Below are 21,335 nucleotides of genomic sequence, written 5' to 3'. Positions count from 1 at the left end.
AGAAGTAGCTCAGCGACGCCCACCGCATCCATCACACAACAGGTGATGCCCACCCGTCCGCGATCGGGCACACCCCCAAATCAGCGACAGAGCCCAGAAAGTGGGCCAGAGCCACTTCACGTGAACGAAGCCAAACGGGCGAGGTTGGCGGTCGGCGAGATCTGGAACTGAACTACATGAGCGAGAGGGCGCTGGACACACTCGTCATCTGCCTCAACTCTCCGTGCTCTGTGACCACTCCAGGAGTTCTGTGCCACCCTGACGAACGACTGCTTCCTCGGCGTGAGCGAGCTTCTCGCACCGGACCAGGAAGTTCGGCGTCCCAGACCACCCCGCGAGCGCGTCGTGCACTTCTGCCAGCACCCAGTCGCCGCGACTGCCCTCAGCCCTGCCCATCGCCCGCGCGGGCATTTCCACCGACGCCGGCGCCCCCGCCCGCACCAAGGCCTTGACCGTCCGCCGCGGTACCGCCGTGTCCTCGACGTCCAGGAGCAGCCCTATTAAAGCCTGCGCGGCCGCAGGATCCCCGGCGAACGAAGCGATAGCCCTCCCGGCCCGCCCACGCCGTACCCACGAAGCCGATGACGCCCCCGCCAACGCCTCCAACTACCCGCATCAAGCTGGGTGCGTGGATCTCCGACCTACGCAAACGCGCGGACAAGCTAACCCCGAAATGGCAGGCCGAGCTCGACACCCTCGGCATGGAGTGGACAGTGGTGAAGGTGCGGCGGTCGTAGTGCACCCCTCTCAGCGCCCCCTGAGCTCCGTTCACGTCCTTGCGCGCAACGAAGTGAGAGGCCATAGACCGGACCTAGTGCTCCATCGACAGACAGAGGCTACCGAGAGAACGCACTGCCAGTGAGGGTGACAGAACTTGTTCCCCTCTTGAGGACTTTCCATGACCCGTGCACGCAAGGCGTTTCTCACTGTTGTCACTGCAGTCACCCCGACGATCTTTGCCGCCGTACCCGCGGCAGCGGATGAGGTGAAACCGCTGGTACTCTCCGCAGTCGGGGATGAGCGTAGTGATTCCCACACAGACCAGAATGTAGAACCAGAGGCGAAAGACGCTCCACCGGCCACACATCCTGGCAGGACCATCGGAGCAACCCAGACAGAGCTCGCTGAGGCCACTTCGCGCTCCTTCGATCTCCGGTACCGGGTGGTTGGCCGTCCGCCCCGCTCTAGGGGGCGGCCGGGGCGCCCCGCCCCGCCCTGTGACCTCCGCCCGGAATCAGGGTCGGGAAGCAGACCAGAGGAGGGGCCCAATGGGGGTCGTCTGCGTACGACGCTCGAAGCAGCCGTATGCAGACGACCAGTCAGGGGATGGTGTGTTCGGGCCAGGGCATGGACATCAGCCACGCGCCCACCGCCATGAGGAAGAGCGCGATGCCTGTGAACATCAGCAGCCCGAAGCCGTGGCGGCGCACCGACTTCTTGTGGTTACGCCGAAGGGTCAGTACGGGGTGGCTTGCGGCCCAGCGGAGGCGGTGGAAGGGACGCGGGGTGTGTTCGGTCATTTCCGGCCCTGCCACTTCTGCCCGTACACAGCCAGCAGGCCGAACACCGCGAGGATCACTAAGCCGGTGCCGCTCATAACGTGTCCGCCTCCTCGACGATCCGCACCGCGCTCATGCGGCTCGCGTGTCCGGCACACGGGTTCCGTGCGCCGACCGCGGTGATACCGGGCAGGAAGAGGGAGTCGGCGAGAGAGCCGTGGGGCGGGAGAAGGGCGCGTGCCGCGTCCCACCGGGGGATCTCCTGCTGCCCCTGTACCGGGAGGGGGAGGCACGCGTCGTCGGACTTCACAGCCTTCCCTCCGCCAGCGCCGGCTGAAGCCGGAGCCCGGCCAGGACCTCCGCGGCCTCCTCCAGCCGTCGCACCTGTGCGCGCATGCCGCCGACTCCCCGCCCGGCCAGAGGGCCGACCAGCGGATACGCTGGCACCGAGCACACCGTGCGGGCCCGCTCCAGGAGTTCCGCCAGGTCACCCGGCACGACGGAACTCCCCGGGTAGCGGGCGCGCACTTCACGGGTGTTCTGGTGGAGGTAGAAACGCAAGTCCCGCATCAGCGTAGGGAGTTGTTCGGGGCCGACCGGGATGTCCTCGCTCATGGCTCGAACGACCGTCTCGGGGGCGGAGTAGGCCGGAGCTGCCAAGCGTGGCAGGACGGCCGTGACCCTCTTGCCGGACGGCAGTTCCTGGACGCGCCACTGGCCGCCGCGCACCACGATCAAATCCCAGACCCGGATCAAGCCGCCGCTGCGCGCCTTCCTGTCGCGGGGGAACGGTGCATCGACCGAGCTGTCTTCGACGACGATCAGCACCTTGTCGGACTCGCCACAAAGCGTGGCCCAGGCGGTGCCGAATGCGTCCAGCGTCCCGTGCCTCAGCGCGTTGTCCACCAACTCGGCATAGACCTCCATCACGTCCCCCGCGAGGGAGCCGGCCAAAGGGTCGGACGCGTCATCGCCGAGATTCCAGGCGTCCAGCAGAAGACGGACCGAGTCACCCGACGGCCGGACAACACCGTCAATGGGGCGGTGGACGGACCGCGCGGTACGGAGCAGCCCCCGCACCTCTCGCAGGTCGTGAGCGGCCATCAGGAAGCCTCCTCGTGCGGCAGGTACACCGCGCAGCAAGCCCATGCCCCGTCGTCGGAGACCTCGTACCGGTCGGCCATCGCCTCAACCAGCCACAGGCCGCGCCCGCTCTCCTCACTTTCCGAAGGGGGCCGACGCCGGGCTTCGCCCGCGGAGCCGCTTCGGACCATCAGCACCAAGGCCTCCGTACCGATCTCCAGGCGCACCCGGATCTCGTCCGCCCTGCCGTGCTGAACCGCGTTCGTGGCCAGCTCGCTGACCAGCACCCCGACTCGGTCGGTATAGCCGTCCAAGTGGTGTCGCTCTATGAGCGCGAGGCACGCCTGACGCGCGTCGCGCGGGTACTTCAGCGCCCTCTCCGACAGCTCGCCGCACGGAAATCGCTCGGACTTCATGCTGTAGCTGAGATCCGCGGTCGTCAGCCGCTTGCCGAGCACCAGCTCCAACCTGCCGATGCCGGCCTCGGTGTCGGGGTCTGCTTCAAGGACGATCGTCATTGTGCGTACCTGCTCCCAGTCTCCAGAGGAGGGCATCTGCCCCAGTGCCCGCGAAGCTGATGAGGGGCTCCGGGCGGGTTCGGCTTCGGCACGGATGTGCAGAAGCAGAAGCCCCAACTAGAGTCCTGCGTAAGGAGTTTCGTACGCAATCGAATGTGCAGTGCATACGCACTTGCACGTGGATTGGTATATGCCAGACCATGCAGCTTGTAGTGCAGAGAGGGGGCTCGGGGTGCCAGACTCTGCATCCTGGGGGACAGAGGCAGGACACCAGTCCGCACACGGCAACAGCGATGCGCTGAAGGGTGCAGCAATGGTCAAGCCGATCGGAACAACGGCCCCGCGGCTCAAGCTCGGCATTCAGATGCGTGAGCTTCGACAGAACTCGCGGTACACCATCGAGGATGCGGCTAAGGCCGTACCTGGCCTCAACTACGACAAGCTGCGGCGGATCGAGCTGGGCAAGAGTTCGTTCCGGCAGGTGTCAGAGCTGCGTAAGCTGCTTGAGCTGTACGGAGTCGGAGACGACGTGGAACTGGCCGCCGCGCTGGAGGAGTTGTACAAGACACCTACCAGCCAGGACTGGACCACCCAGTTCCGTGGCGTCCCAGATGGCACACGAACCCTTGCCAGCATCGAATCGGAAGCGAACGAATTCAGGGCCTACCATCCGAACCTGGTACCGGCACAGCTCCAGTGCAAGGCGTATGCCGAAGCACTGCACCGTGACGTCCAACCGGTCGAGGAAACCACCAGCGAGATGATCGAGGGCAACGTCGCCCTGCGCATGATCCGTCGCAAGCCCATCCTGCGCACCGAAGAGCCAGCGAAGCTGTGGGCCATCATCGGGGAGGCGGCACTACGGCATCCGGTAGGCACCAAGGATGTGATGCGAGAACAGTACGAAGAAATTCTCGGGATGGCCGCGCTGCCGCACGTTACCGTCCAAGTGCTGCTGACCGATGCCCCTGTCAAGCGGCTCTGGTCCAACTTCACGATTCTGGATCTTGGGCGAGAGCGTCCTGTCATCGTGCAGGTGGACACCCCTTGGGGTACATCCGCGATGACCGACAAGTCACTGCAGGTGGCTCGGTTCAACCGCTGGTTCAGCACCATGACCGCCTCGGCGGAACGGCCCGAGGAAACGCCCGCATTCATCGAGACCCTGAAGCGAGTCAATACATGACCCACAAGCCCGCCCGCACGCCCTTGTCCTCCGGCGCCGGAGAGCACTGGTTCAAGTCCTCCTACAGCGGGGGCGAAGGAAGCTCCTGCGTGGAAATTGCGGACCTCTCACCGACAATCGGGATGCGCGACTCCAAACTCGGCACTGACAGTCCGGTGACCACCGTCTCGCGTGCCTCCTGGAAGGTGTTCGTCGCGTCCCTCTGAGCCCATCTGTGTGCGTGAAGCGACAATCGCGCGATCAGACATGGCGATGATGCCCTTCCCAATCGATGTGGGAAGGGCATCATCGCGTTGAGTCCTACCCTGCCCGACGGTACCGGTAGTCGCCAGGGTGCCGCGCTAAGGGCGCAGGAGGATGACGTCGAAAGGGTCGTGGTTGGCGGCCTTGGCGGGGCGGACGTATACGCGGTTGGGGATGGGGGAGTCCTCGTCCCACTGGCGGCGGCGGCGATGGTCTTGCCGTCCGCGCCGTAACCAGCAAGGTCGGTGGCCGCGCCCACCCGAAAGCCCTGGAAGGAGACAGGGCGGCCGTCGGAGACGAGCCCGGTGCGTGCCCCCCACAGCTTGAGGCGCTCGTCGACGGACGCGAGCCGGTTGGGCTGCAGGGGGCGCTGAGCAAACCCGTTGGAGGGTCGTCCTCCCGCTCCGGGAAGGGGGCCGGTGGCGGTCGTCCTTCGGGACGGCCGAGGACCGCAACGACCTCTGCCAGTTCGCGGTGCGCACGTCCACCCTGGGTGGCGGTCGCCGTCCGGGGCGGCCGAGGATCGCAACATCGACCCGAGCGCCGCCAGTTTCAGTACGCAGATATGGCGGTCGTCCTTCGGGACGATCAAGGATTTGAACGGGCAGCGCACAACGGCGCGTCGTGGAAGCAGGACGTCCTGGGAGTGCTCGGCCTGCTTCGGGTGTCGCTGCTGTCTGTGCGAGCCTCGGTGCGACGAGACCGTGCTGGTCAATTCCGGCCGGGGGTGTCCGCGCGGCAGGTCGAGCATGGGCCCGGCGCCGTACGTTGGTTGCGTAGCAGCCGCACCAAGAGGTGGCTACCGAGGCGTGGGCCAGGGCCCACCGGGGAGCAGATCCGGGAGCGGGAGGCTGCTGCCGGCCAGGCAGGGTTGCGGGAGGGCCGGGTGTGCGCCGCCGGGCAGCTACGACGGCTCGTTTGGATGGTGCGCCTTGCCCTGTGCGGCTGTGACGGGTACCGGTGGGCTAAGGGCTTGCAGGTAAATAAGTTGCGTGTTCTCGCTGTCGACACCGCAGCTCATGCACGGTGTTCGACGGCAAGTTGATTTTCTGCAAGCCCTAAGCTTGGGATTTTATCTCCGGTCGCGGGCTGGGTGAGTAGTTGGGACACCCGTTGAGGTGAGACGCCGAGGATGTGGGCGATGTCCCGGCCGGTCAGGTCCTGGCTCTTGAGGGCTGACGCCGTTCGCCGAAGTTCCGCTGCCGCTTGAAGTTGGGCTTTGTGAGCGTCAATGGTTGCCTGGGTCGAAGCCTTCACGCGTCGGTTGAGCTCGTCGCCGAGGTCGACCTTGAGCTGAACACCCTGCTCAACCCCGGGTACGTCTGCGGCTTTCATGAGCGCACGTCCGCACTCGGCTGCCTCACTCAGTCGGCGAACGTAGGCGGGAGTGAGTGCATCCATTTCGAGCATCCACCCACCGTCGGCACGACGGGCCACGACCTTGGGCAAATCCATATTCGGCACCTTCCTCGGGGCGAGAAGACGTACTCTAGCCCCCCTAGATGCAGACGTCTAGAGGGGCTAGATGATACGGAGTCCGGCTCCAATGAATCGTTCGGGGCTCCCGCCTGATCGCTAACGTCCAGCGTCGAATGGTCAGTCGAACTTGATCACCCGGTTCGGTAACTGCCGTACACAGAAGCGGCCTTCGGCTGAACATGTGCTCCGACCAAAGAACACACATATCCAGCGCGAAGGCCGTGAGGATGAGCCTGCTGCATCACGACGCCCGGCAAGAGTCGTTGGCACACCTGTCATGCTTCCGGGGTGAGTTCTACTCCTGCCTGACTGCCCGCTCGGACGCGTTGTTCGAGCTGGCCGATGCCGTTCTGTGCGGCGACGGGCCGGTGAGATCGCTGGCCGAACTGTCGCTGGTGGGCGAACACCGCCGTGGACATGGCGGCCTCTACTCCGCCCTGGCCCGTGGCCGCGTTGATGCCGACCGGCTGCGGCGGGCCCTGGCCGAGGTCCCGCTGCCGCGAGCTGGCGACGGCCGGCTGGTCCTGGCAATCGACATCACCTGCCGGCTGCGGCCCGCCGCCCACACCTCACCACAGCGGATCCTGTGCCACACCTACGGCCGGGGCAAGGACCAGCACATCCCCGTACCCGGCTGGCCCTACTCGATCGTCTGCGCGCTCGAGCCCGGCCGTAGTTCATGGACCGCACCACTGGACGCCCTGCGTCTGATGCCCGGGGACGACACCGCCACCGTCACTGCCCGGCAGCTACGCGATCTGCTCCAGCGTCTGATCACCGCGGGGCAGTGGCAGACAGGTGACCCCGACATCCTCATCGTGGCGGACGCCGGATACGACGCACCCCGCCTCGGCTTCCTCCTCCAGGACCTGCCGGTGCAGGTGCTGGCCCGGATGCGGTCCGACCGGGTCCTGCGGAGAGCTGTCCCACCACGGCTCCCGCACACCCAGGGTCGACCGCCCCGGCACGGCGGCGAGTTCGTCTTCGGGCAGCCCGACACCTGGAGCACCCCGGACACCGAAACAGTCACCGACACACGCCTCTACGGGACCGCAAGGGCCCGCTCCTGGGACCGGCTGCACCCCAAACTGACCCACCGCTCGTCCTGGGCGGCCGACGACGGGACCCTCCCGATCGTCGAAGGAACCGTGACCCGTCTGGACATCGACCGCCTGCCCAGCGGCGCCACACCGAAGCCGGTCTGGCTGTGGTGGTCCGGCACCGACGCCACCCCGGCTGACACCGACCGCCTCTGGCAGACCTACCTGAGACGCTTCGACATCGAGCACACCTTCCGCCTGTTCAAACAGACACTCGGCTGGACCAGCCCCAAGATCCGCACCCCCGAGGCGGCCGACCGGTGTACCTGGCTGATCCTCGCCGCCTACACCCAACTGCGGCTCGCCCGGCCCCTCGCAGCCGACCTACGACGCCCCTGGGAGAAACCCAGCCCTCCGGACAGACCCACCCCCGCCCGCGTCCGCCGCGACTTCCGGCACATCCGCCCAACAGCCTCCTGCCCGGCCCAAGCGCCGAAACCCACCCGCCCCGGACCCGGACGACCACCGGGCAGAAAGTACACCCGACCTACACCCCGCCACGACGTGCACACACCGCAAAAAACACAACCCGCGAAACAACGAAAGAAGACGCCAACTACCCCACGACCACCGCGCACAGGTTAAAGATCAAGCTGAGCGTTGTCCCGGCCGGCCCCTGCGGACCGCATCCGCGCCCTGACGCCGCAAAACCGTCACGAGCTTGCCGAACTGCCGCTGACTCAACCCGGTGAAAGGGGCTATCCAAGAGGGCTCCGACGCCGTAATCACACCAGCCACAACAAGATCATTTCACCCGTGACCAGAGAGACAGCTCAGGTGCGAAGGCTCAGCCGCCGTCTGAGCCGGTGGCGTAGACGGGCAGAGGCGCCACAGAGGTTGCCGAGCTGCCTCACCTCGTCCGCTTCAAGTTCCAGCCGGTCTGCGAGAGCTAGAACGGCGGCGTAGGGCCGTTCGCCCTCTTCGAGCTTCGCGGCAACGGCACCGAGGACAGCTCGAAGAACGACGGGGTTCGCGCCGGGATGTTTCGCCAGCAGGTAAAGGAGTCTGTTGTCGTTCCAGACGCTGTCTCGGGCCGTACTCAGCTCCTGCAGGGCGACGGGCGGGGTGTGGGGATTGGCGGCCAGGGCCTGCCAAACGAAGGGGTACGGACATTGCGCGAGACGCTGCAGCACGACGCTGTCCTTCTCGGCATGCGCCAGTGCGAGGTAGTCGGCTGGCGTGGGCACCAAGATGACCTCTCAGTAGCGTCGAAGCCGTCATCTTGCCACTGCACCTCGTCGTGCCTGCCTCCACCGTCATTTACGGGACAAGTCCTAGCAGGCCCTCGAACCCCAGAAGGTGCCACCCGTCGGCGTACACCCGCCACAGAACAGCCGGTGAACTCGCCGGGACGTACGGGTTGATCGCCTCCTCCAGGCCCAGTTCGTCCACGGCAGACCATGCAGCTCCCCACCACGAACCGTTGTCCTCCGCAGGGGTTTCGGCGGGGGCGGGGTCGTGCTGCCCCTTGGCGAAGGTCGCCGCGGGCGCGGGCCTGCGCCACCTGCCGGGGCGAACGCAAGGTCCTGCTCACCCAGCAGGCCATCAACGTGCGTACCCCCGCCGGGATCTGGCACGGGCAGAAGGTCCGGGTCCGTGAGTAGGGCAAGCCCGGCATACACGGCGGGCCACCCGGAGACCTGTACGTGACCGTTCACGTCACCGGCTACGGTTCCCACGGGCGCGCTGTACGCCCGGCAGCAGCATCGGTCGCGCCCCGGGCATGCTTTTCACACGTCGTGCCCGTCAGCCGTGGGCGACGCGCCCGCCGATGCGGACGATAACGCGGACCGGTTTCTCGGGGGTCGCGCTACTCCTCGCAACCGGGGCAGTTGGCGGCACGCCGCTGCGTTACGGCGCGGGGTGTTGCGGCAGGGCGAGTGCGGCGTGTTCCCGTGTCTCGTGCAGGGCCTGGGTGAACGCTTCGGTGATCGCGGCGGCTTCTTCGCTGAGAGCGTCGAGTTCGGCGACGGCCAGTTCGTCGCGGGCGGTCCGGGCAAGGAAGTCCAGGACCTGGTCGTGGTCGCCGAGTTGGTGGAGCTGTTCGACTTCGCGGTAGCGGGCGTCGGCGACGATCGTCTGCTCGGCGTATGTTTCCAGTGCCTCGACCCGCCGGATCAGGGGCTTCAGTCCGTTGTCGAGGCTCTGGCGGCGCCGTGCCACAAGATCGGCGACGGCCTTCCCGTGCGGTTCCTCGGGTGCCGTGCTCACCAGGCCGCTGTACGTGCGCAGGGCGACCGCGATCTCCCACTCCTCGTCGGGCAGTTGTTGCACGTTGCGTTCCCGGTCGATCAGGCCGTGCTGGTGGACCTGTGAGGCGCGGATCCGGGTGCAGGCCTGCTGTGTCCGTGCGAGCAAGACCCCCGCCTCGTCGGTCAGCTCCGCTGCGGGGTCGACACGGTTGCCGGGGTTCGCTGCGGCTTTGCGTGCTGTGTGGGTGGTGGCCGTGGAGCCGGCGCCCAGGGCGACGCCGGTGAGGGCGAGCACTCCCAGGGCGGCGCCGAACAGCGGCAGGGCCTGCTGCGTACGGTCGAACCCGTCGGGATCCCGGCGGAGCAGGAGATCGCCCAGGGTGGTGTCACTGAGCATCAGCAGGAGAAACAGGCTGGCCACGAGGAACCCGGCGAAGACAAGTGCCTGGTAGTACATACGCAGATTCCCCGGGACCTGGCCCCGGAGGATCAGGTCGCGGGTCCGGGCATCAAGCCCGGGGCGCAGCACCGGGGCCGGGCGGTGGGACGGTTTCGCGTCGTCCACAGCTCTCTCCTGAACGTCAGTCGGTGGCAGGGCGGGCTTGTTGGTGAGGCCGCCTCTCGTGCGTGTCGGGCTACGGCAGACGGCGCACGACGACGCCCTGGGCGTCGTCGGCGGCGAGGCGGGTGATGTCCACACTCTCGCCGGTCTTCTCGTCGGCCAGGTGCAGGCTTGCGGCGTCCAGCCGGCTTTTCGCGTCCGCGAGAAGGCTCAGCCGTTCGTCCCGTGGTTCGTCCTCCCACACGGCCATCAGCTGCACGGCCCTGTCCTGGCCCCAGGTGACGAACAGGGCTTCCGACTGGAAGAGAGGTTCCAGGGCCTGGGCGGTGTCGTGCAGCAGGAGTTCAGCGGACAGGATCTTGAGGGTGGTCGGTCTGCTCTGTGCGTTCTGAGCGCGCCCGGCGATCGTGTTCGCGCTGATTTTCTGCTCGACGCTGTCGGCGACCATCGCCTTCGCGAGCCGGGACTTCGCCTCGAAGACCGCCAGCGCGGCCGGCGTCGTATGGTCCCTCCCCCCGCCCTCCAACGGCAGCGGCCACCCGGCCTGGGCACACAGCTCCTGAAGACGGAAACGGTCCTGCTCCCCGGACGAACCCACTGTCCCCAGCGGTCCGCTCTCCGCACTGTGGCGGAACGTCTTGGCGGGCACCTCCCGGTGCATGCCCCACCGGGCGACCGCACCAAGGTTGTTGATCACGTCGTCCACGGTCAGCCAGGTCAGTCCCTCCTCGTGGAGAAGGGACAACAGCTGGTGAAACGTTCGGGTCACGCTCCGGGGGAACTTGACCACGGGATGGGGGGTTTCGTCGCTACTCCACACAGAGGCCTCCTCGCTCACCACCCACCCTGCCAGTCAAATACCTGACCAGTCAAGTATTTGACCAGCTACGGGCGGAGCGGCCGCAGCAGCACCTGTCGACCGCCCACGGCCACACAAGGCGACCGAGGAGCGCGCACCTACCCAGGGAGCGCCCCACCCCGGCGTGTCACCCCACCGACCTGGCGCAGGCCCACCGGGCGCGGCCCCAGTCGGCGCGACCGCATCCCGCTTGAACTCGTCTGAATACCGGGCAGTACCCACCAGAACACCTCCTGACCGGATCCCACGATCCGACCCTCAAGAGATGTCCACAAGCTCGCTGGCCTGGGCCCGGCGTTGGTTGGACCACGCGCCGTTGGGCCGGCTATTCGAAGGCCGCGAGGGTGCATTGGTCCTGGTCAGTGGTGTGGTGGACGCGGTGTTGTTCGCGAGTGAGGTGGTAGCGCTAGTAAGAGTTGAAGTGGCCGTTGCTGTTCAGCGCCCGGAGTTTCAGGAGATCTTCGGCGCCGGCGAGTCCCCAGCGGGCACCGGTGATATCGAGCCGGTCGGCGATCATTATCTCAACCACCGAGGATCCGGTTCAGGCGTCGGGAATGCCCCCACGCCGCAACAGGAAGAACCAGCACGAGGCCCTGACTTGACCGGCCCCACCCTTCAGGGATTACAGCTACTGAACGTAGCCGCTGCTCATGATCACGCGGAATTGCTCGAACGGTGCTCGTGATCACGCGGAATTGCTCACGAAACCGCGGAACCTACAGCGTTGGTCAGTGGGCCCGTTCTTCCATGAGTTCGGTGATGAGGTGCTCGGTGTCGGGGTCCATGCTGATGTCCAGGTTCCGGTTGACCTTCTGGATGAGGGCGATGGTCGCGTGGACCCCGGCCCGGTTGCCGTGCGCGTGCTCCAGCAGGAGCAGGTCGCGGTAGAGGAGTTCGGCGGTCTCGTCGACTTCGAGGCCGATGGCCAGTGCCTGGCGGGCGGCGGGGTAGTTGCCGTGGTTTGTGTGGTGGCGGGCGCTGGTGTGTGCGACGTCGATGATGCGGGTGAGCATGTCCTGCTGGAGGGCGTAGGCCCACTCCGGGGGGTGGGTGCCGAACGGGCGGCCGCGGACCAGGGCGAGCGCCTGGTCGAGCGGCTCCACCGTGTTGTCGGTCAGTGCGTGTTCGGCCAGGGCGAGGAACTGGTGCCAGTCGCAAGGGAATTGCGGGTGCAGGGTGTAGGGGTCGCCGGTCTTGCGGCGCGGGATGTAGGGGGTGCCGTCGGGGGCGGAGCCCAGCTGGCTGCGCAGCCCGGACAGGCGGGCCATCAGGGTGCCGGGGCTCCACGGGGTCTTGTGGTCCATGGCGGTGCAGATGCTGTCTCGGTCGCGGCCGGGCCTGAAGTGCAGCAGGGCGGCGAGCTGGGCGAGTTTGGGGCCGTGTCCGCTGGTGCTGATGCCGGTGACCTCGATCGTCCCGAGCACCCGCAGACGCCGCGTGCCCGCCTCGTCCCCGGCTTCCGGGGCATCGTTCGAGGCTGGTGCGGGGCCCGCTGGGCAGGCCCCGGCGGTGGTGTGCGGCTCGGCCGGTGTGGCAGCCGGGTCAGGGATGTTGGTGGCGTCGTCCGGGGCCGGTGCGGGGGTCGTGGAGGTGTCGGCGGGGCGGCGTGCGGCGGCGAGCAGCGAGGGGAACGCCCCCGGCCCCTGCGCGGCGTCGCTGTCGCCGTGGACGAGGACCACGGGCGTGCCGTCGATCCTCGGCTGCGGGCCGGCTCCGGGGTGCGGAGCGGTGGCGGCGGGGGTGTCCTCGCCCGGGACGTGCACCCATGCGCCCTCGGCCTCGTGTGCGGGTTGTTCGGCGGTGGCGAGCGCGCTGAGGACGTCCTGGTAGGCGTCCGGCTCCATCCGCTGGAGACGCACGTCCAGGCCCAGCGAGGGCAGTGGCTGGGGCTCAGTGTCGTCGAGGTCGGCGTCCAGGACGTCGGCGTCGGGGAAGTGGGCGCGGGCATGGGCGGCGGGCAGCACTACACAGGCGGGTACCTCGCGGGCCTTGTCGAGGGCGTCGGCCAGCGCCCACGCGTCCTCGCTGGACACCTGCCCGGCGATGATCAGTATCCACGGCCCGGTGGGGGCGTCTTCGGCGTCCTGGTGTGCCTCGATCGCCCGCTCGGTGAGGTCGCGCACCGCGTGTGCGGCCTGCTCGACGTACCGGATCCGGGTGGTCGGCAACAACCGGGGTAGCTCCGCCCCGAACCCGACGACCAGCACCTCGGAGTTGGCCGCCCACGGGCTGGAGCTCAGTTCCAGTGCCAGGGAGGTGCCCACCTGCTCGATGTGCGGGATGCTGCCCTCCAGCAGCAGATGCCGGGCCGACGGCAGGTTCAGCAGCAGCAGACTGCCCTGCGAGCAGGAGCCGAGCGTGACCAGCCCCGGGCACGGCGGCACCGTATCGCGGGCCTCGTCGGGCAGTTCGGCACGCTCGTCCAGCTCCCACCACCCGCCCGTTCCCGCAGTGAACGGCCAAGCGGGCTCGGCGGACAGGTCATCGGGCAGCACGGCCACGGTGCGCGAACCGACACGCGCCGCCCGCAGGACCGGCACCGGGCTCTCGGTGCTCGCGGCCCGGTGGGCCAGGGCACGCAGGGCGTGGTCCAGCAGGTCCGGACTGGCCTGCGCCGCCGTGGCGGCCAGCGCCTGCTCGGCCTGGCTGGTCTCCGCGATGGCGATGCGCTGCCCCGGCTTCCGCCGGCGCCGCTGCAGCAAACGCTTCAGGGCGAGCGCGGTCACCGCCGACCCGGCCAGCAACGCCCCGGTGCCCGCGAGGGTCTGCAAATCCAGCCCCGTCGGAGCGGCGGCAGCACCACCGGGAGCAGCGGCCGGCGGCGGGGTGGTGGTGGTCGGGGAAGGAGTCTTCACGGGCACCTCGGCTTCGCGGTCGGGCGTCGCGGACGGAGAGGGGGACGACGGCGTACTCGGCGGGGACGCCGACGGCTTCCCGTGCGCCGTCGTCGCAGGCTTGGGAACGGAAGCGGACGGTTCCGTCGGCGCGGGCTTCTGCGGTGCGGGCGCGGAGGGCGTGGGGGTGCTGGTTGTGCTCGGGGTCGGCTGCGCCCGGTCCTCTCCGGGCTTCTGCGGTGTCGGCTGGTCGTCCGGCGTCGGCGGGGTCTCCTCGGTGCCCGGGGTGTCCGGGGGGCTCGGTGTGGTGGGCAGGGTGAGGTGCTGGCCGGCTTCGATCTCGTCGGGGTCGGTGAAGGTGCCGCCGCCGGGCAGAGGCGTGCCCTTGTTCGCGGTGAAGAGTTCCTCGTATTTCTCCGCGTCGCCGAGCTGGTCTTCGGCGATGCCGGTCAGGGTGTCCCCGGCCACCACCGTGTACGAGGCGGCCGCCGGGTCGGTGCCGGTGCTGCCGTGCGGGCGCGGTGCGGGCACGTTGGGGGTGGTGGGCGGGGCGGGCATGCGCAGCTTCCAGCCGGGCTGGATCGGTGTGTTCGCGTCGAAGTCACGTCCGTCGGTCATGGGGCGGCCCTGGTTCAGGTTGGCGATCTCCGTGTACCGGGTGCCGTCGCCGAGCTGGTGTTCGGCGATGGACCAGAGGCTTTCCGCGGGCCGCGTCTCGCGCACCGTGTATGTCGGCGCCGCCTGCTCCTTGGCGGTCGACGCCTTCGCCCCTGGGGCGTTGTCGGAGGGGGCGGCCTGGGGTGTCTGGGGTGCGGTGACCGCGACGGGAGCGGCCTGCGCGGGGGAGGCGAATGCGCTGCCGGCGGGCAGCAGGATCAGGATCCCGCCGACCAGGGTGGCCGCCGCCCGCTGCCCCGCCCCCAGCCCCGGAAGGCGCGGGGCGCGCAGCCCGCGCAGCTGCGCGGGCACCTCGACGGCCAGCGACAGCGTGAACGCTGCCCATCCGGCCCAGCCGAGCGCGGTCAGGGCCAGGAGGAAGACCGCGCTGGTGTCCTGACGGGTCAGCAGGTGGGCCAGCGCCTCGACCCCGGGGTCCCAGACGGCGGTGCTGGCGTGCCACAGCAGTACCGGCAGTCCGCCGACCAGGAGCAGCACGGCCGCGAAAGACAGCAGTGCGCGCACCACGGCAAGGGCACCGCGCCGGGCGCGGGGACGGTGGGTGGGAGCGGTGGGGGTCACTGGTTGCCTTCCTGGGGGGTGAGCACGCCGTGGAGCAGGTTGGCCTGGCCGTGCCCGCTGACCGCCAGGGAATCCACCCCGGCGATGCTCATGAACTTCGTCGCGTAGGTGTCGGCGACGGTCACCTCGATCCGCTTTCCGCCACCCCCGATGCGCACCGTTCCGGTGACACCGGCCCGTGCGAGGTAGGCGTGCGCGGCCGCGGTGGCGGTCTGCGGGTCGGCGGCGACCTTGCCCTCGCCCAGGACGGCGGCCCCGTCGATGGCCTGCGCCGCCGCGCGGGCGGCTTCGATCGCGACGGCGTCCGCCCGTGCGGCGGCGCGGAGTTTCCCGGTGGCGTCGACCACCAGCAGCCCGCCGAGCAGCAGCATCGGCACGGACACGATCGCCACGAAGAGGGCCACGCTGCCCCGGTCGGCGCCGGCGTGCGCGTACCGGCCGACCAGAGAGACCCACAGCCGCGAGGCGGTGTTCTTCAGGGTGGGGGTGTTCACTGTCCCTCCCGCTGGCGGTAGGCGTCGACCACGGACGTGAACTCGCCGTTCAGGGTGCGGACTCCGGGCCCGCCGCCGAAGAAGAACAGGGCGCCGAGGGGCACCGTGCAGGACACGGTGACGGTGACGGTGGCCGCCGCCCCGACGGCGGCCGCCATGCCCTGGGTGTCGGCCTTCACGGTGGTGGTGGTGCAGGGCTGGTTGTCCCCGGCCAGGGACTGGGCGGCGGCCCGCTGCGCCTCGGCCTGCGCGGTGTTGGTGGTGCGGGACAGTGAGGCGGCGCGGGCGGCGTGCTCGGACGCCGCGTCCACGGCCTGTCCGGCCATGGAGAGGCGGGCGGCGGCCACGAACAGCAGCCCGAACGCCAGCAGCACCGGAACCACGACCACTGCCTCGATCGGTGCACTGCCGCGCTCCGCGCCCCCGCCCGGACCGCCCGTGCGGGCGGTCCACCAGCGGCCCCACCAGCCTGCCCGTCTGTTCATGCTCTGCCTTCGTTTCGTCAGTACTGCTACAGGTGCTGCTAGTTGGGGAGCGTCCAGCGCTCGACTTCCCCGGAGGCCTCGGCGGTGACCGGCCAGTCGGGGATCCCGGGAATGAGTGACTGGGCGCGCCCGGTCACCGTGATGCGGATCAGGTCTGCTCCGCTGCCCGCAGTGGAGACGGCCCGCCCGGCGAGGTTGTTCCCGGCGTTGCGGTCCAGGTGACTGCGGGCCTGCGCCGCCCCTGCCCCGGCACCGGCCCCGTACATCCGGCCCGCCGTGACGCCCTCGCGGGCGGCGGACTGGGCGATGTTGCGGGCGTAGCCGTACAGGGCGGCCTGCAGGGCGGCGATGAACACCATCAGCACCACCGGCACGACGATCGCCGTCTGGATCGCGGTGAACCCCCGGTCAGCCGCCTGTTGCCGGCTGCGCACGCTTACGCGCCGCCCAGCTTGCCGCCGTACTTCGCGTACACCGCCGCGAGCACACCGCCGATGAGCAGGGCTCCGGCGACTCCGGCGAGGATGATGATGACGGTCTGGATCGGGGACTCGCCGCGCTCGCCGTCCTCGGCGGCCCGCTGGCGCACCTCCTCCAGGTGGGCGCGGACCCGGCGCCCGGCAACCTGCGCCCGGACAGTGTTCTTCAGCAGCATCTCTTGCATGATTCTCCTTGAATGTGGTGGTCAACAGTGGTGGTGAACCGGCTGGTTCGGGCGGCGCCGTCTACAGGTTGAAGATCGACAGGACGCCGGGGAACGCGATGGCGAACATCACGACGGTGGCCAGGAGGGCGCCGGGAGCGGACATTTTTTCGCTGTCCGCGTTGGCGGCGGCGGCCTCGTCGGTGAGGAGTTCGGTGCGCAGGCTGTTCGCGCGGGCGCGCAGCGTGGCGTAGACGGCGGCGCCGTCGTCACTGGAGCGGCGCATGATGTCGGCGGTGTCGGTCAGCACCGGCAGCCGCAGCTGGGTGCCCAGGTCCTCGACCGCCTGCCAGGGGGATACCTTCTCCGACCGGGCCCGTGCCAGGGCCTCCTGGATGCGCAGGTAGGCCCAGCCCCGGCCGACGGCCGCGGCCTCGTCGAGGGCGGTGGAGGCGCCGACGTGGGAGCGCATCCGCAGCGCCACGAGTTCGAGGAACGCGGCGGCGGCGTGCGCGAATTCAGTCCGCGCCTTTTTCGCCTGGTCGTTCACCTGCCAGTCGGGCACGAACCAGAGGGCGGCCGCGGCCAGGATGCCGAAAGCTCCGGGGACGACGAACGGCAGACTGATCCCCATCAAAGACCAGGATCCGACCACGATCAGCGGCAGCAGCAGCCCGCCGAGCGCGAACGCGATCTTCTGGAGGAAGAACGTCTCCGCGGACTGCTGGAGCAGGTCCAGGTCGGCGCGCGGGAACGGGCCCGGGGCCCGCTCGGCGAACCGCTCCCACCGGCCCTCGGAGGCGGACTGCTGCGCGGACTGGCCGGGCCGTACCAGCGGCGGGTTCAGCCGGCGCAGCGCCGGGCCCAGTTTCGGTGGTGCGGGCACCAGTTCACGGGCCAGCAGGGCGGCCCCCGCTCCGGCGGTGCACCCGCACAGCACCAGGATTCCGGTCACGCTCATCGCACACCCACCCCTTCCACTTCCGTCTCCTGCGGTGCCTGCTGGGCTTGCTTGACCCGGCTGCGGGGGTCGGCGATCAGGAAGCGGGCGACGGGCCGGTGGGTGGCCAGTGAGCGCATCCACAGCAGCACCCCGATGAACGCCAGCCCCAGCAGCGCCATCACCAACTGGCCCAGCAGCGTGGCGTAGGGCGCGGTGTAGGAGGGGATGAGGAACCCGCACGGCACCAGGGCAACCGTGATGATGGTCATCCACCGCACCGCGGTGCGCGCCTTCTCCCGGTCCGCCTCGATCCGCCGCCGGGACGCGACCTCCTCACGCACGGACGCGGCCAGGTCCTCCAGTGCCTGCGCCAGACCAGGACCCGAATCCCGGGCCGACAACGCGAGCGAGGCACAGACCTTGTCTGCGGTGATGTCGTCCAGCTCGTCCGCGAAGTCCCGCAGCGCCTCCTCGGCGGTCCAGCCGGCCTGGAGCTTGTCCGCGAGCTCCGTGACCTCTTTCGCCAATGCCGGGGGTGGGTTCTTCCGCCCGGTGATCAGAGCCTGCTCCATCCCGAACCCCAGGATCAGGACGTCGGCCAATCGCTGCGCCCAGTCCGCCAGTCCCTCCAGCTTCCCGATCCGCGCCTTTGTGGACGCGGTCGGGGTGAGCAGCCACGGCACCCCGACAACGGACCCGCCCAGCAGCAGCCCCGCCATGAACACCCCCGACAGCAGCCACACCGCGACGAACACGCCCACGGCGGCCAAGAGCAGCACCCGGTAGGGCATCTGGCCGTTGGTGCCGGCGGAATCGGCCACCCGCACCCGCCACCGGGCCAGCGCTCCGACGCGCCGGGGCTGCGTCGTGCCGACCAGGCCGAGCACCACGGCCAGCAGCCCGCCCGTGAGGAGGGCGCCGCACAGCGCCCACCACAGCACCCCGTTCATCCGGTCGCCTCCTGGGGCCAGGGGTTGACGGCGTGCCGGTGCAGCAGCGTCGTGTCGAACCCGGCGGCTTCGAGGGTGCGCAAGGTGGTGGGGGTGGGCGGGGTGCGCGGCACGGCGTACGCCTCCGGGGCCTCCCAGCCCTGCCCGGTGACAGGCGGCGGCCCGAACACCAGGTTGTACGCGGGGCGTCCGCCCTCGCCGATGCCGGTGATCTCCAGGACGTGCGAGACGTACCGGCGCTTGCGGGTGCGGGTGGTGTCGACGTCGACGAACACGATGAAGTGCAGGCCGTTGGCGATCTGCCGGTAGGCCAGCGCCTCGGAGAAGTTCTGCTGCGCCAGCAGGTAGAGCTCCGCGATGCGGTCGAACACCACGTACGGGGACGAGGCGTGCATGGTGCACAGGTTGCCGGGGCGGCCGTTGGTGAGGGCCTGCATCATCGCGGTGATCTCCGGGCCGCGGACCTCGCCGACCACGATCCGCGTCAGCGACATGCGCATTGCCTTGTGCATGAGGTCCATCAGCGTGATCTCACCGGCACCCCGGCCGTCGACCCGCTCCCCGTTGGACTCCCGTGCCTCCATCGGCACCACCTGGGTGTGGTGCCCGTTGCGGTGCGCCCACAGCTCGAACTCGGTTTCGAGCGTCCCGTACCGTTCGTGAGCGGGGATTTCCCGCAGCAGCGCGCGCAGCAGCGAGGTCTTGCCGGACCCCTGTTCCCCGACGATCATCATGTTGCGCTTGCCGCGCACGCACGCCGCCAGGAACGCGGCCAGGGTGTCGTCCATCGTGCCGTAGCCGATCAGCTCTTTGAGCGAGGCCTTCTCTACCCGGTGGCGGCGGATCGTCACGAAGGTGTGGTCGCCGGTGATCTCGTCCGAGAGAGCCTGGAGACGCGACCCGTCGGCCAGCCGCAGGGCCAGCATCGGGTTCGCCGTCGACAGGGTCCGCTCGCTCTGCCCGCTGGTCCGCGCCAGATCCCGCAGCAGCTCCTTGAGCTCTTCTTCCGAGTCGGCGACCGGCTCCACCGGTACGGGGTCTTCGTCGCCGTAGTCGAGGGTGACGTTGTCGTGCCCGTTGATGAAGATGTTGTCGACCTGCGGGTCGTCCAGGTAGCGCTGGAGGCGCCCGGCCCGAAACAGCATGTCGAACACCATCGCGGCCAGGGCCTGTTCCTCGGCCGGCTGGACGCCGCCCGCCCGGTGCGCGGCGGCATCCGCCCACACCGTGACCTGCTCGTTGATCAGCGCCCGGCCCCGCTGCTCCCGCACACCGCCCACCAGCGCCGGATTGACCTTGTGCTCGGCCAGCAGCTGCTCGGACACCCGCCGCTTCAGCTCCTGCGCGGCCTGGTGGTCGATCCGCACCTGCGGCACACCCGCCCCGAGGGCGCCGGGCGCGCCCGCACTTCCCGCCGCCGCTGAGGGGCGGGCCTGGGGGATCCGCAAGGGCTCGGGGTAGAGGAATTCAGCGTCCACCGCCTGCCACCTCCCGCAGCTTCTGGTGCAGCGGTGACGTGATCCGCGGCCGCCGCGCGATGCCCTGCCCGCGCACCGCCGCCGCTCCGGAACGGGCCGCGCGCATCAGCTCCGAGCGCCCGAACTTCGCCCCCTCGGGGGCGCCGTCGGAGAGCACGGCGGCCTCCTTCGGCGCGTACGGCAGCGTCAGGATCACCGGTGCCTCCAGCTCCTGTTCCACCTCGCGGGCGGTGTAGGCGCCCTCGGTGATCAGAAGGATGCCGAGCCCGGACGTACCGCGTCCGTCCACGCCCTCCATCCGCCGGCGCAGCGCGGCCACCCGCGACGACGCGGCGTGCAGCCCGCGCAGCGTGCCGCGCACCACCACCAGCACTGTGTCCGCCTTCAGGGCCAGCACCCCGGGCGGGCCGAACGCCCCCGCACGGCCCAGGTCCACGAGCACGTCGGTCTGGTGGTCTTCGATCGCCGTGAACAGGTCCGCGAGCTGCGGCCACACGGCGGTCAGGCTGGCGGCCTGCGCCAGGTCGGTCAGCCCCGGCAGCAGCATCCGCCGCCGGGCCCCCAGCGCGTCGCTGGGGTCGGACAGGGCGACCAAGTGGGTCCAGAACGCGGCCACCAGGTCCTGGCCCTGACGGCGGGAGGACACCGCGAGGTGCCGCAGCCCCCGGTCCGCGGGGAGGCGTCCCTGGAGCGCGCCGGGCAGGATCGCCCCGCCGTCCGGGTCGCACTCGGCCAGCAGCACCCGCCGGTTCTCCTCCAGCGGCCAGGTCCGCAGCAGCGCGAGCGCGCTGCTGGTGACGCCCGGGGCGCCGGGGGTGCCGATCAGTGCGGTGACCGCCATCAGGAAGCACCCCCGGCGTCCAGGGTGAGCGCGACGTCGCCGGTGGCGGCCTGCGCGGCCAGCGACGGCCCGTTCGCCGCGGGCACCGCCACATCCACCACCACATCGCCGGTGTTCGCGGCCTTGTCACCGACGCGCACCACCCGCGCCTGCACCGTCGGCGGGGCCTTCGGCACCGTGGTCTTCGCACCGGTGCTCTGCGCGGCGCGGGCTGCCTCGGACGGCGTGGACACCACGAACACGGTGTCGCCGGGCGAGAGTCGGCTCGCCGGAAGCTGGGCCGGCTTGAGCCCGATGCCGACCAGCTGCTCGCCGGGGCGCACCAGGGCGCGGTCGGTGACCTGCCCTTGAGTGAGGAGCGAGCCGGGCACCAGAGCGGCCGCCGCACGCTTGCCGACGATCTTCGCCCGGTCTGCGGCGGGCACCGGCTTGAGCGCCGGGTCGAGTGCGACGGAGGCCACGACCAGGTCGGCGTCCTTGATGGTGTCCCCGGCCTGCACCGCCTGCGCGACCGCCAGGACAGGGGTGCGGTGCCCGGTCTCCTGGTAGGCCAGGAACCCGCCGAGCCCGCCCGCCGCGATCAGCGCCACCCCGAGCGCGGCCATCGCCGGACGGCGCCGCCGCGCCTTGAACCCCACCGACACCGTGGGCGCGGGGGTGTGCTGCGCGGGCACGGCCGGCGGCGTCTTGCTTGCTGTCTTGCTCAC

General features: G+C 69.7%; 24 protein-coding genes and 1 pseudogene. 4 read left to right on the top strand and 21 right to left on the bottom strand.

Features of this window, described 5'->3' with window-relative positions; genetic code table 11:
• Positions 1 to 581: 581 nt before the first annotated feature.
• The gene (locus tag ACIA73_RS38755; protein ID WP_399443692.1) at positions 582 to 737 is read left to right on the top strand and encodes a hypothetical protein; all 156 of its coding nucleotides are present in this window, start codon (positions 582 to 584) and stop codon (positions 735 to 737) included.
• A 582-nt stretch (positions 738 to 1,319) separates the two neighbouring features.
• On the opposite strand, the gene ACIA73_RS38750 is transcribed toward ACIA73_RS38755, so the two are convergent.
• From ACIA73_RS38750 to ACIA73_RS38735, 4 genes are all read right to left on the bottom strand, one after another.
• The gene (locus ACIA73_RS38750; RefSeq protein WP_399443691.1) at positions 1,320 to 1,520 is read right to left on the bottom strand and encodes a hypothetical protein; all 201 of its coding nucleotides are present in this window, start codon (positions 1,518 to 1,520) and stop codon (positions 1,320 to 1,322) included.
• Positions 1,521 to 1,593: 73 nt separating this feature from the next.
• On the bottom strand, positions 1,594 to 1,809 hold the full coding sequence (locus ACIA73_RS38745; protein ID WP_399443690.1) for a hypothetical protein: 216 nt from the start codon (positions 1,807 to 1,809) through the stop codon (positions 1,594 to 1,596).
• A complete protein-coding gene (locus ACIA73_RS38740) occupies positions 1,806 to 2,603 on the bottom strand; it encodes a hypothetical protein (protein ID WP_399443689.1) in 798 nt (265 codons plus the stop codon). The genes ACIA73_RS38745 and ACIA73_RS38740 overlap by 4 nt, the downstream gene beginning before the upstream one ends.
• Positions 2,603 to 3,100 (bottom strand): ATP-binding protein, encoded by a 498-nt coding sequence (locus tag ACIA73_RS38735; protein ID WP_399443688.1) that lies wholly within the window; start codon positions 3,098 to 3,100, stop codon positions 2,603 to 2,605. The genes ACIA73_RS38740 and ACIA73_RS38735 overlap by 1 nt, the downstream gene beginning before the upstream one ends.
• 313 nt (positions 3,101 to 3,413) lie before the next feature.
• On the opposite strand from ACIA73_RS38735, the gene ACIA73_RS38730 reads away from it, so the two are divergent.
• Both ACIA73_RS38730 and ACIA73_RS38725 read left to right on the top strand, forming a co-directional pair.
• Positions 3,414 to 4,286 carry a helix-turn-helix domain-containing protein gene (locus ACIA73_RS38730; protein WP_399443687.1) on the top strand — a complete coding sequence of 291 codons (873 nt, stop codon included), beginning with the start codon at positions 3,414 to 3,416 and terminating at the stop codon, positions 4,284 to 4,286.
• Positions 4,283 to 4,492: a DUF397 domain-containing protein gene (locus tag ACIA73_RS38725; RefSeq protein ID WP_399443686.1), complete on the top strand. Its 210-nt coding sequence runs from the start codon at positions 4,283 to 4,285 to the stop codon at positions 4,490 to 4,492. The genes ACIA73_RS38730 and ACIA73_RS38725 overlap by 4 nt, the downstream gene beginning before the upstream one ends.
• Before the next feature lie 1,054 nt (positions 4,493 to 5,546).
• Here the strand turns inward: ACIA73_RS38725 and ACIA73_RS38720 are convergent.
• The gene (locus ACIA73_RS38720; protein WP_399443685.1) at positions 5,547 to 5,984 is read right to left on the bottom strand and encodes a hypothetical protein; all 438 of its coding nucleotides are present in this window, start codon (positions 5,982 to 5,984) and stop codon (positions 5,547 to 5,549) included.
• A 251-nt stretch (positions 5,985 to 6,235) separates the two neighbouring features.
• On the opposite strand from ACIA73_RS38720, the gene ACIA73_RS38715 reads away from it, so the two are divergent.
• The gene (locus tag ACIA73_RS38715) at positions 6,236 to 7,693 is read left to right on the top strand and encodes an NF041680 family putative transposase (protein ID WP_399443684.1); all 1,458 of its coding nucleotides are present in this window, start codon (positions 6,236 to 6,238) and stop codon (positions 7,691 to 7,693) included.
• A 21-nt stretch (positions 7,694 to 7,714) separates the two neighbouring features.
• Here the strand turns inward: ACIA73_RS38715 and ACIA73_RS38710 are convergent.
• The 16 genes and pseudogenes from ACIA73_RS38710 to ACIA73_RS38635 all read right to left on the bottom strand — a co-directional run.
• A pseudogene (locus ACIA73_RS38710) lies at positions 7,715 to 7,846 on the bottom strand (IS5/IS1182 family transposase); the annotation flags it as partial.
• Between the two features lie 35 nt (positions 7,847 to 7,881).
• Positions 7,882 to 8,295, bottom strand: a complete 414-nt coding sequence (locus tag ACIA73_RS38705; protein WP_399443683.1) for a hypothetical protein — start codon at positions 8,293 to 8,295, stop codon at positions 7,882 to 7,884.
• Between the two features lie 73 nt (positions 8,296 to 8,368).
• A complete protein-coding gene (locus tag ACIA73_RS38700) occupies positions 8,369 to 8,500 on the bottom strand; it encodes a hypothetical protein (protein ID WP_399443682.1) in 132 nt (43 codons plus the stop codon).
• A gap of 459 nt (positions 8,501 to 8,959) precedes the next feature.
• Positions 8,960 to 9,865 (bottom strand): hypothetical protein, encoded by a 906-nt coding sequence (locus ACIA73_RS38695; RefSeq protein ID WP_399443681.1) that lies wholly within the window; start codon positions 9,863 to 9,865, stop codon positions 8,960 to 8,962.
• 70 nt (positions 9,866 to 9,935) lie between these two features.
• Positions 9,936 to 10,631 carry a hypothetical protein gene (locus tag ACIA73_RS38690; RefSeq protein ID WP_399443680.1) on the bottom strand — a complete coding sequence of 232 codons (696 nt, stop codon included), beginning with the start codon at positions 10,629 to 10,631 and terminating at the stop codon, positions 9,936 to 9,938.
• Between the two features lie 496 nt (positions 10,632 to 11,127).
• The gene (locus tag ACIA73_RS38685; RefSeq protein WP_399443693.1) at positions 11,128 to 11,250 is read right to left on the bottom strand and encodes a hypothetical protein; all 123 of its coding nucleotides are present in this window, start codon (positions 11,248 to 11,250) and stop codon (positions 11,128 to 11,130) included.
• 199 nt (positions 11,251 to 11,449) lie between these two features.
• The gene (locus ACIA73_RS38680) at positions 11,450 to 14,794 is read right to left on the bottom strand and encodes a LysM peptidoglycan-binding domain-containing protein (protein ID WP_399443679.1); all 3,345 of its coding nucleotides are present in this window, start codon (positions 14,792 to 14,794) and stop codon (positions 11,450 to 11,452) included.
• Positions 14,791 to 15,288 carry a hypothetical protein gene (locus ACIA73_RS38675; protein ID WP_399443678.1) on the bottom strand — a complete coding sequence of 166 codons (498 nt, stop codon included), beginning with the start codon at positions 15,286 to 15,288 and terminating at the stop codon, positions 14,791 to 14,793. Before ACIA73_RS38675 ends, ACIA73_RS38680 begins: the two co-directional genes overlap by 4 nt.
• The gene (locus ACIA73_RS38670; protein ID WP_399443677.1) at positions 15,285 to 15,773 is read right to left on the bottom strand and encodes a TadE/TadG family type IV pilus assembly protein; all 489 of its coding nucleotides are present in this window, start codon (positions 15,771 to 15,773) and stop codon (positions 15,285 to 15,287) included. The genes ACIA73_RS38675 and ACIA73_RS38670 overlap by 4 nt, the downstream gene beginning before the upstream one ends.
• A gap of 38 nt (positions 15,774 to 15,811) precedes the next feature.
• A complete protein-coding gene (locus tag ACIA73_RS38665; protein ID WP_399443676.1) occupies positions 15,812 to 16,207 on the bottom strand; it encodes a TadE family protein in 396 nt (131 codons plus the stop codon).
• A 2-nt stretch (positions 16,208 to 16,209) separates the two neighbouring features.
• Complete coding sequence (locus ACIA73_RS38660) at positions 16,210 to 16,437, bottom strand: hypothetical protein (protein WP_399443675.1); 228 nt, start codon at positions 16,435 to 16,437, stop codon at positions 16,210 to 16,212.
• Between the two features lie 61 nt (positions 16,438 to 16,498).
• Positions 16,499 to 17,377, bottom strand: a complete 879-nt coding sequence (locus ACIA73_RS38655; RefSeq protein ID WP_399443674.1) for a type II secretion system F family protein — start codon at positions 17,375 to 17,377, stop codon at positions 16,499 to 16,501.
• Positions 17,374 to 18,309 carry a type II secretion system F family protein gene (locus tag ACIA73_RS38650; RefSeq protein WP_399443673.1) on the bottom strand — a complete coding sequence of 312 codons (936 nt, stop codon included), beginning with the start codon at positions 18,307 to 18,309 and terminating at the stop codon, positions 17,374 to 17,376. The genes ACIA73_RS38655 and ACIA73_RS38650 overlap by 4 nt, the downstream gene beginning before the upstream one ends.
• Positions 18,306 to 19,787, bottom strand: coding sequence for a CpaF family protein (locus ACIA73_RS38645; protein ID WP_399443672.1), 1,482 nt, complete (start codon positions 19,785 to 19,787; stop codon positions 18,306 to 18,308). Before ACIA73_RS38645 ends, ACIA73_RS38650 begins: the two co-directional genes overlap by 4 nt.
• On the bottom strand, positions 19,777 to 20,628 hold the full coding sequence (locus tag ACIA73_RS38640; protein ID WP_399443671.1) for a hypothetical protein: 852 nt from the start codon (positions 20,626 to 20,628) through the stop codon (positions 19,777 to 19,779). The genes ACIA73_RS38645 and ACIA73_RS38640 overlap by 11 nt, the downstream gene beginning before the upstream one ends.
• The gene (locus ACIA73_RS38635) at positions 20,628 to 21,335 is read right to left on the bottom strand and encodes an SAF domain-containing protein (RefSeq protein WP_399443670.1); all 708 of its coding nucleotides are present in this window, start codon (positions 21,333 to 21,335) and stop codon (positions 20,628 to 20,630) included. Before ACIA73_RS38635 ends, ACIA73_RS38640 begins: the two co-directional genes overlap by 1 nt.

The sequence above is a fragment of the Streptomyces sp. NPDC051561 genome, from assembly GCF_044454195.1.
Classification (GTDB): Bacteria; Actinomycetota; Actinomycetes; order Streptomycetales; family Streptomycetaceae; genus Streptomyces.
This window is presented reverse-complemented; position numbering and strand designations above follow the sequence as displayed.

Excerpts from the sequence above, each read along its gene's own strand:
- ACIA73_RS38755 (WP_399443692.1), top strand. The coding sequence starts at position 582 with ATGACGCCCCCGCCAACGCCTCCAACTACCCGCATCAAGCTGGGTGCG.
- ACIA73_RS38750 (WP_399443691.1), bottom strand. The coding sequence starts at position 1,520 with ATGACCGAACACACCCCGCGTCCCTTCCACCGCCTCCGCTGGGCCGCA.
- ACIA73_RS38740 (WP_399443689.1), bottom strand. The coding sequence starts at position 2,603 with ATGGCCGCTCACGACCTGCGAGAGGTGCGGGGGCTGCTCCGTACCGCG.
- ACIA73_RS38735 (WP_399443688.1), bottom strand. The coding sequence starts at position 3,100 with ATGACGATCGTCCTTGAAGCAGACCCCGACACCGAGGCCGGCATCGGC.
- ACIA73_RS38730 (WP_399443687.1), top strand. The coding sequence starts at position 3,414 with ATGGTCAAGCCGATCGGAACAACGGCCCCGCGGCTCAAGCTCGGCATT.
- ACIA73_RS38725 (WP_399443686.1), top strand. The coding sequence starts at position 4,283 with ATGACCCACAAGCCCGCCCGCACGCCCTTGTCCTCCGGCGCCGGAGAG.
- ACIA73_RS38720 (WP_399443685.1), bottom strand. The coding sequence starts at position 5,984 with ATGGATTTGCCCAAGGTCGTGGCCCGTCGTGCCGACGGTGGGTGGATG.
- ACIA73_RS38715 (WP_399443684.1), top strand. The coding sequence starts at position 6,236 with ATGAGCCTGCTGCATCACGACGCCCGGCAAGAGTCGTTGGCACACCTG.
- ACIA73_RS38670 (WP_399443677.1), bottom strand. The coding sequence starts at position 15,773 with ATGAACAGACGGGCAGGCTGGTGGGGCCGCTGGTGGACCGCCCGCACG.
- ACIA73_RS38660 (WP_399443675.1), bottom strand. The coding sequence starts at position 16,437 with ATGCAAGAGATGCTGCTGAAGAACACTGTCCGGGCGCAGGTTGCCGGG.
- ACIA73_RS38655 (WP_399443674.1), bottom strand. The coding sequence starts at position 17,377 with ATGAGCGTGACCGGAATCCTGGTGCTGTGCGGGTGCACCGCCGGAGCG.
- ACIA73_RS38650 (WP_399443673.1), bottom strand. The coding sequence starts at position 18,309 with ATGAACGGGGTGCTGTGGTGGGCGCTGTGCGGCGCCCTCCTCACGGGC.
- ACIA73_RS38640 (WP_399443671.1), bottom strand. The coding sequence starts at position 20,628 with ATGGCGGTCACCGCACTGATCGGCACCCCCGGCGCCCCGGGCGTCACC.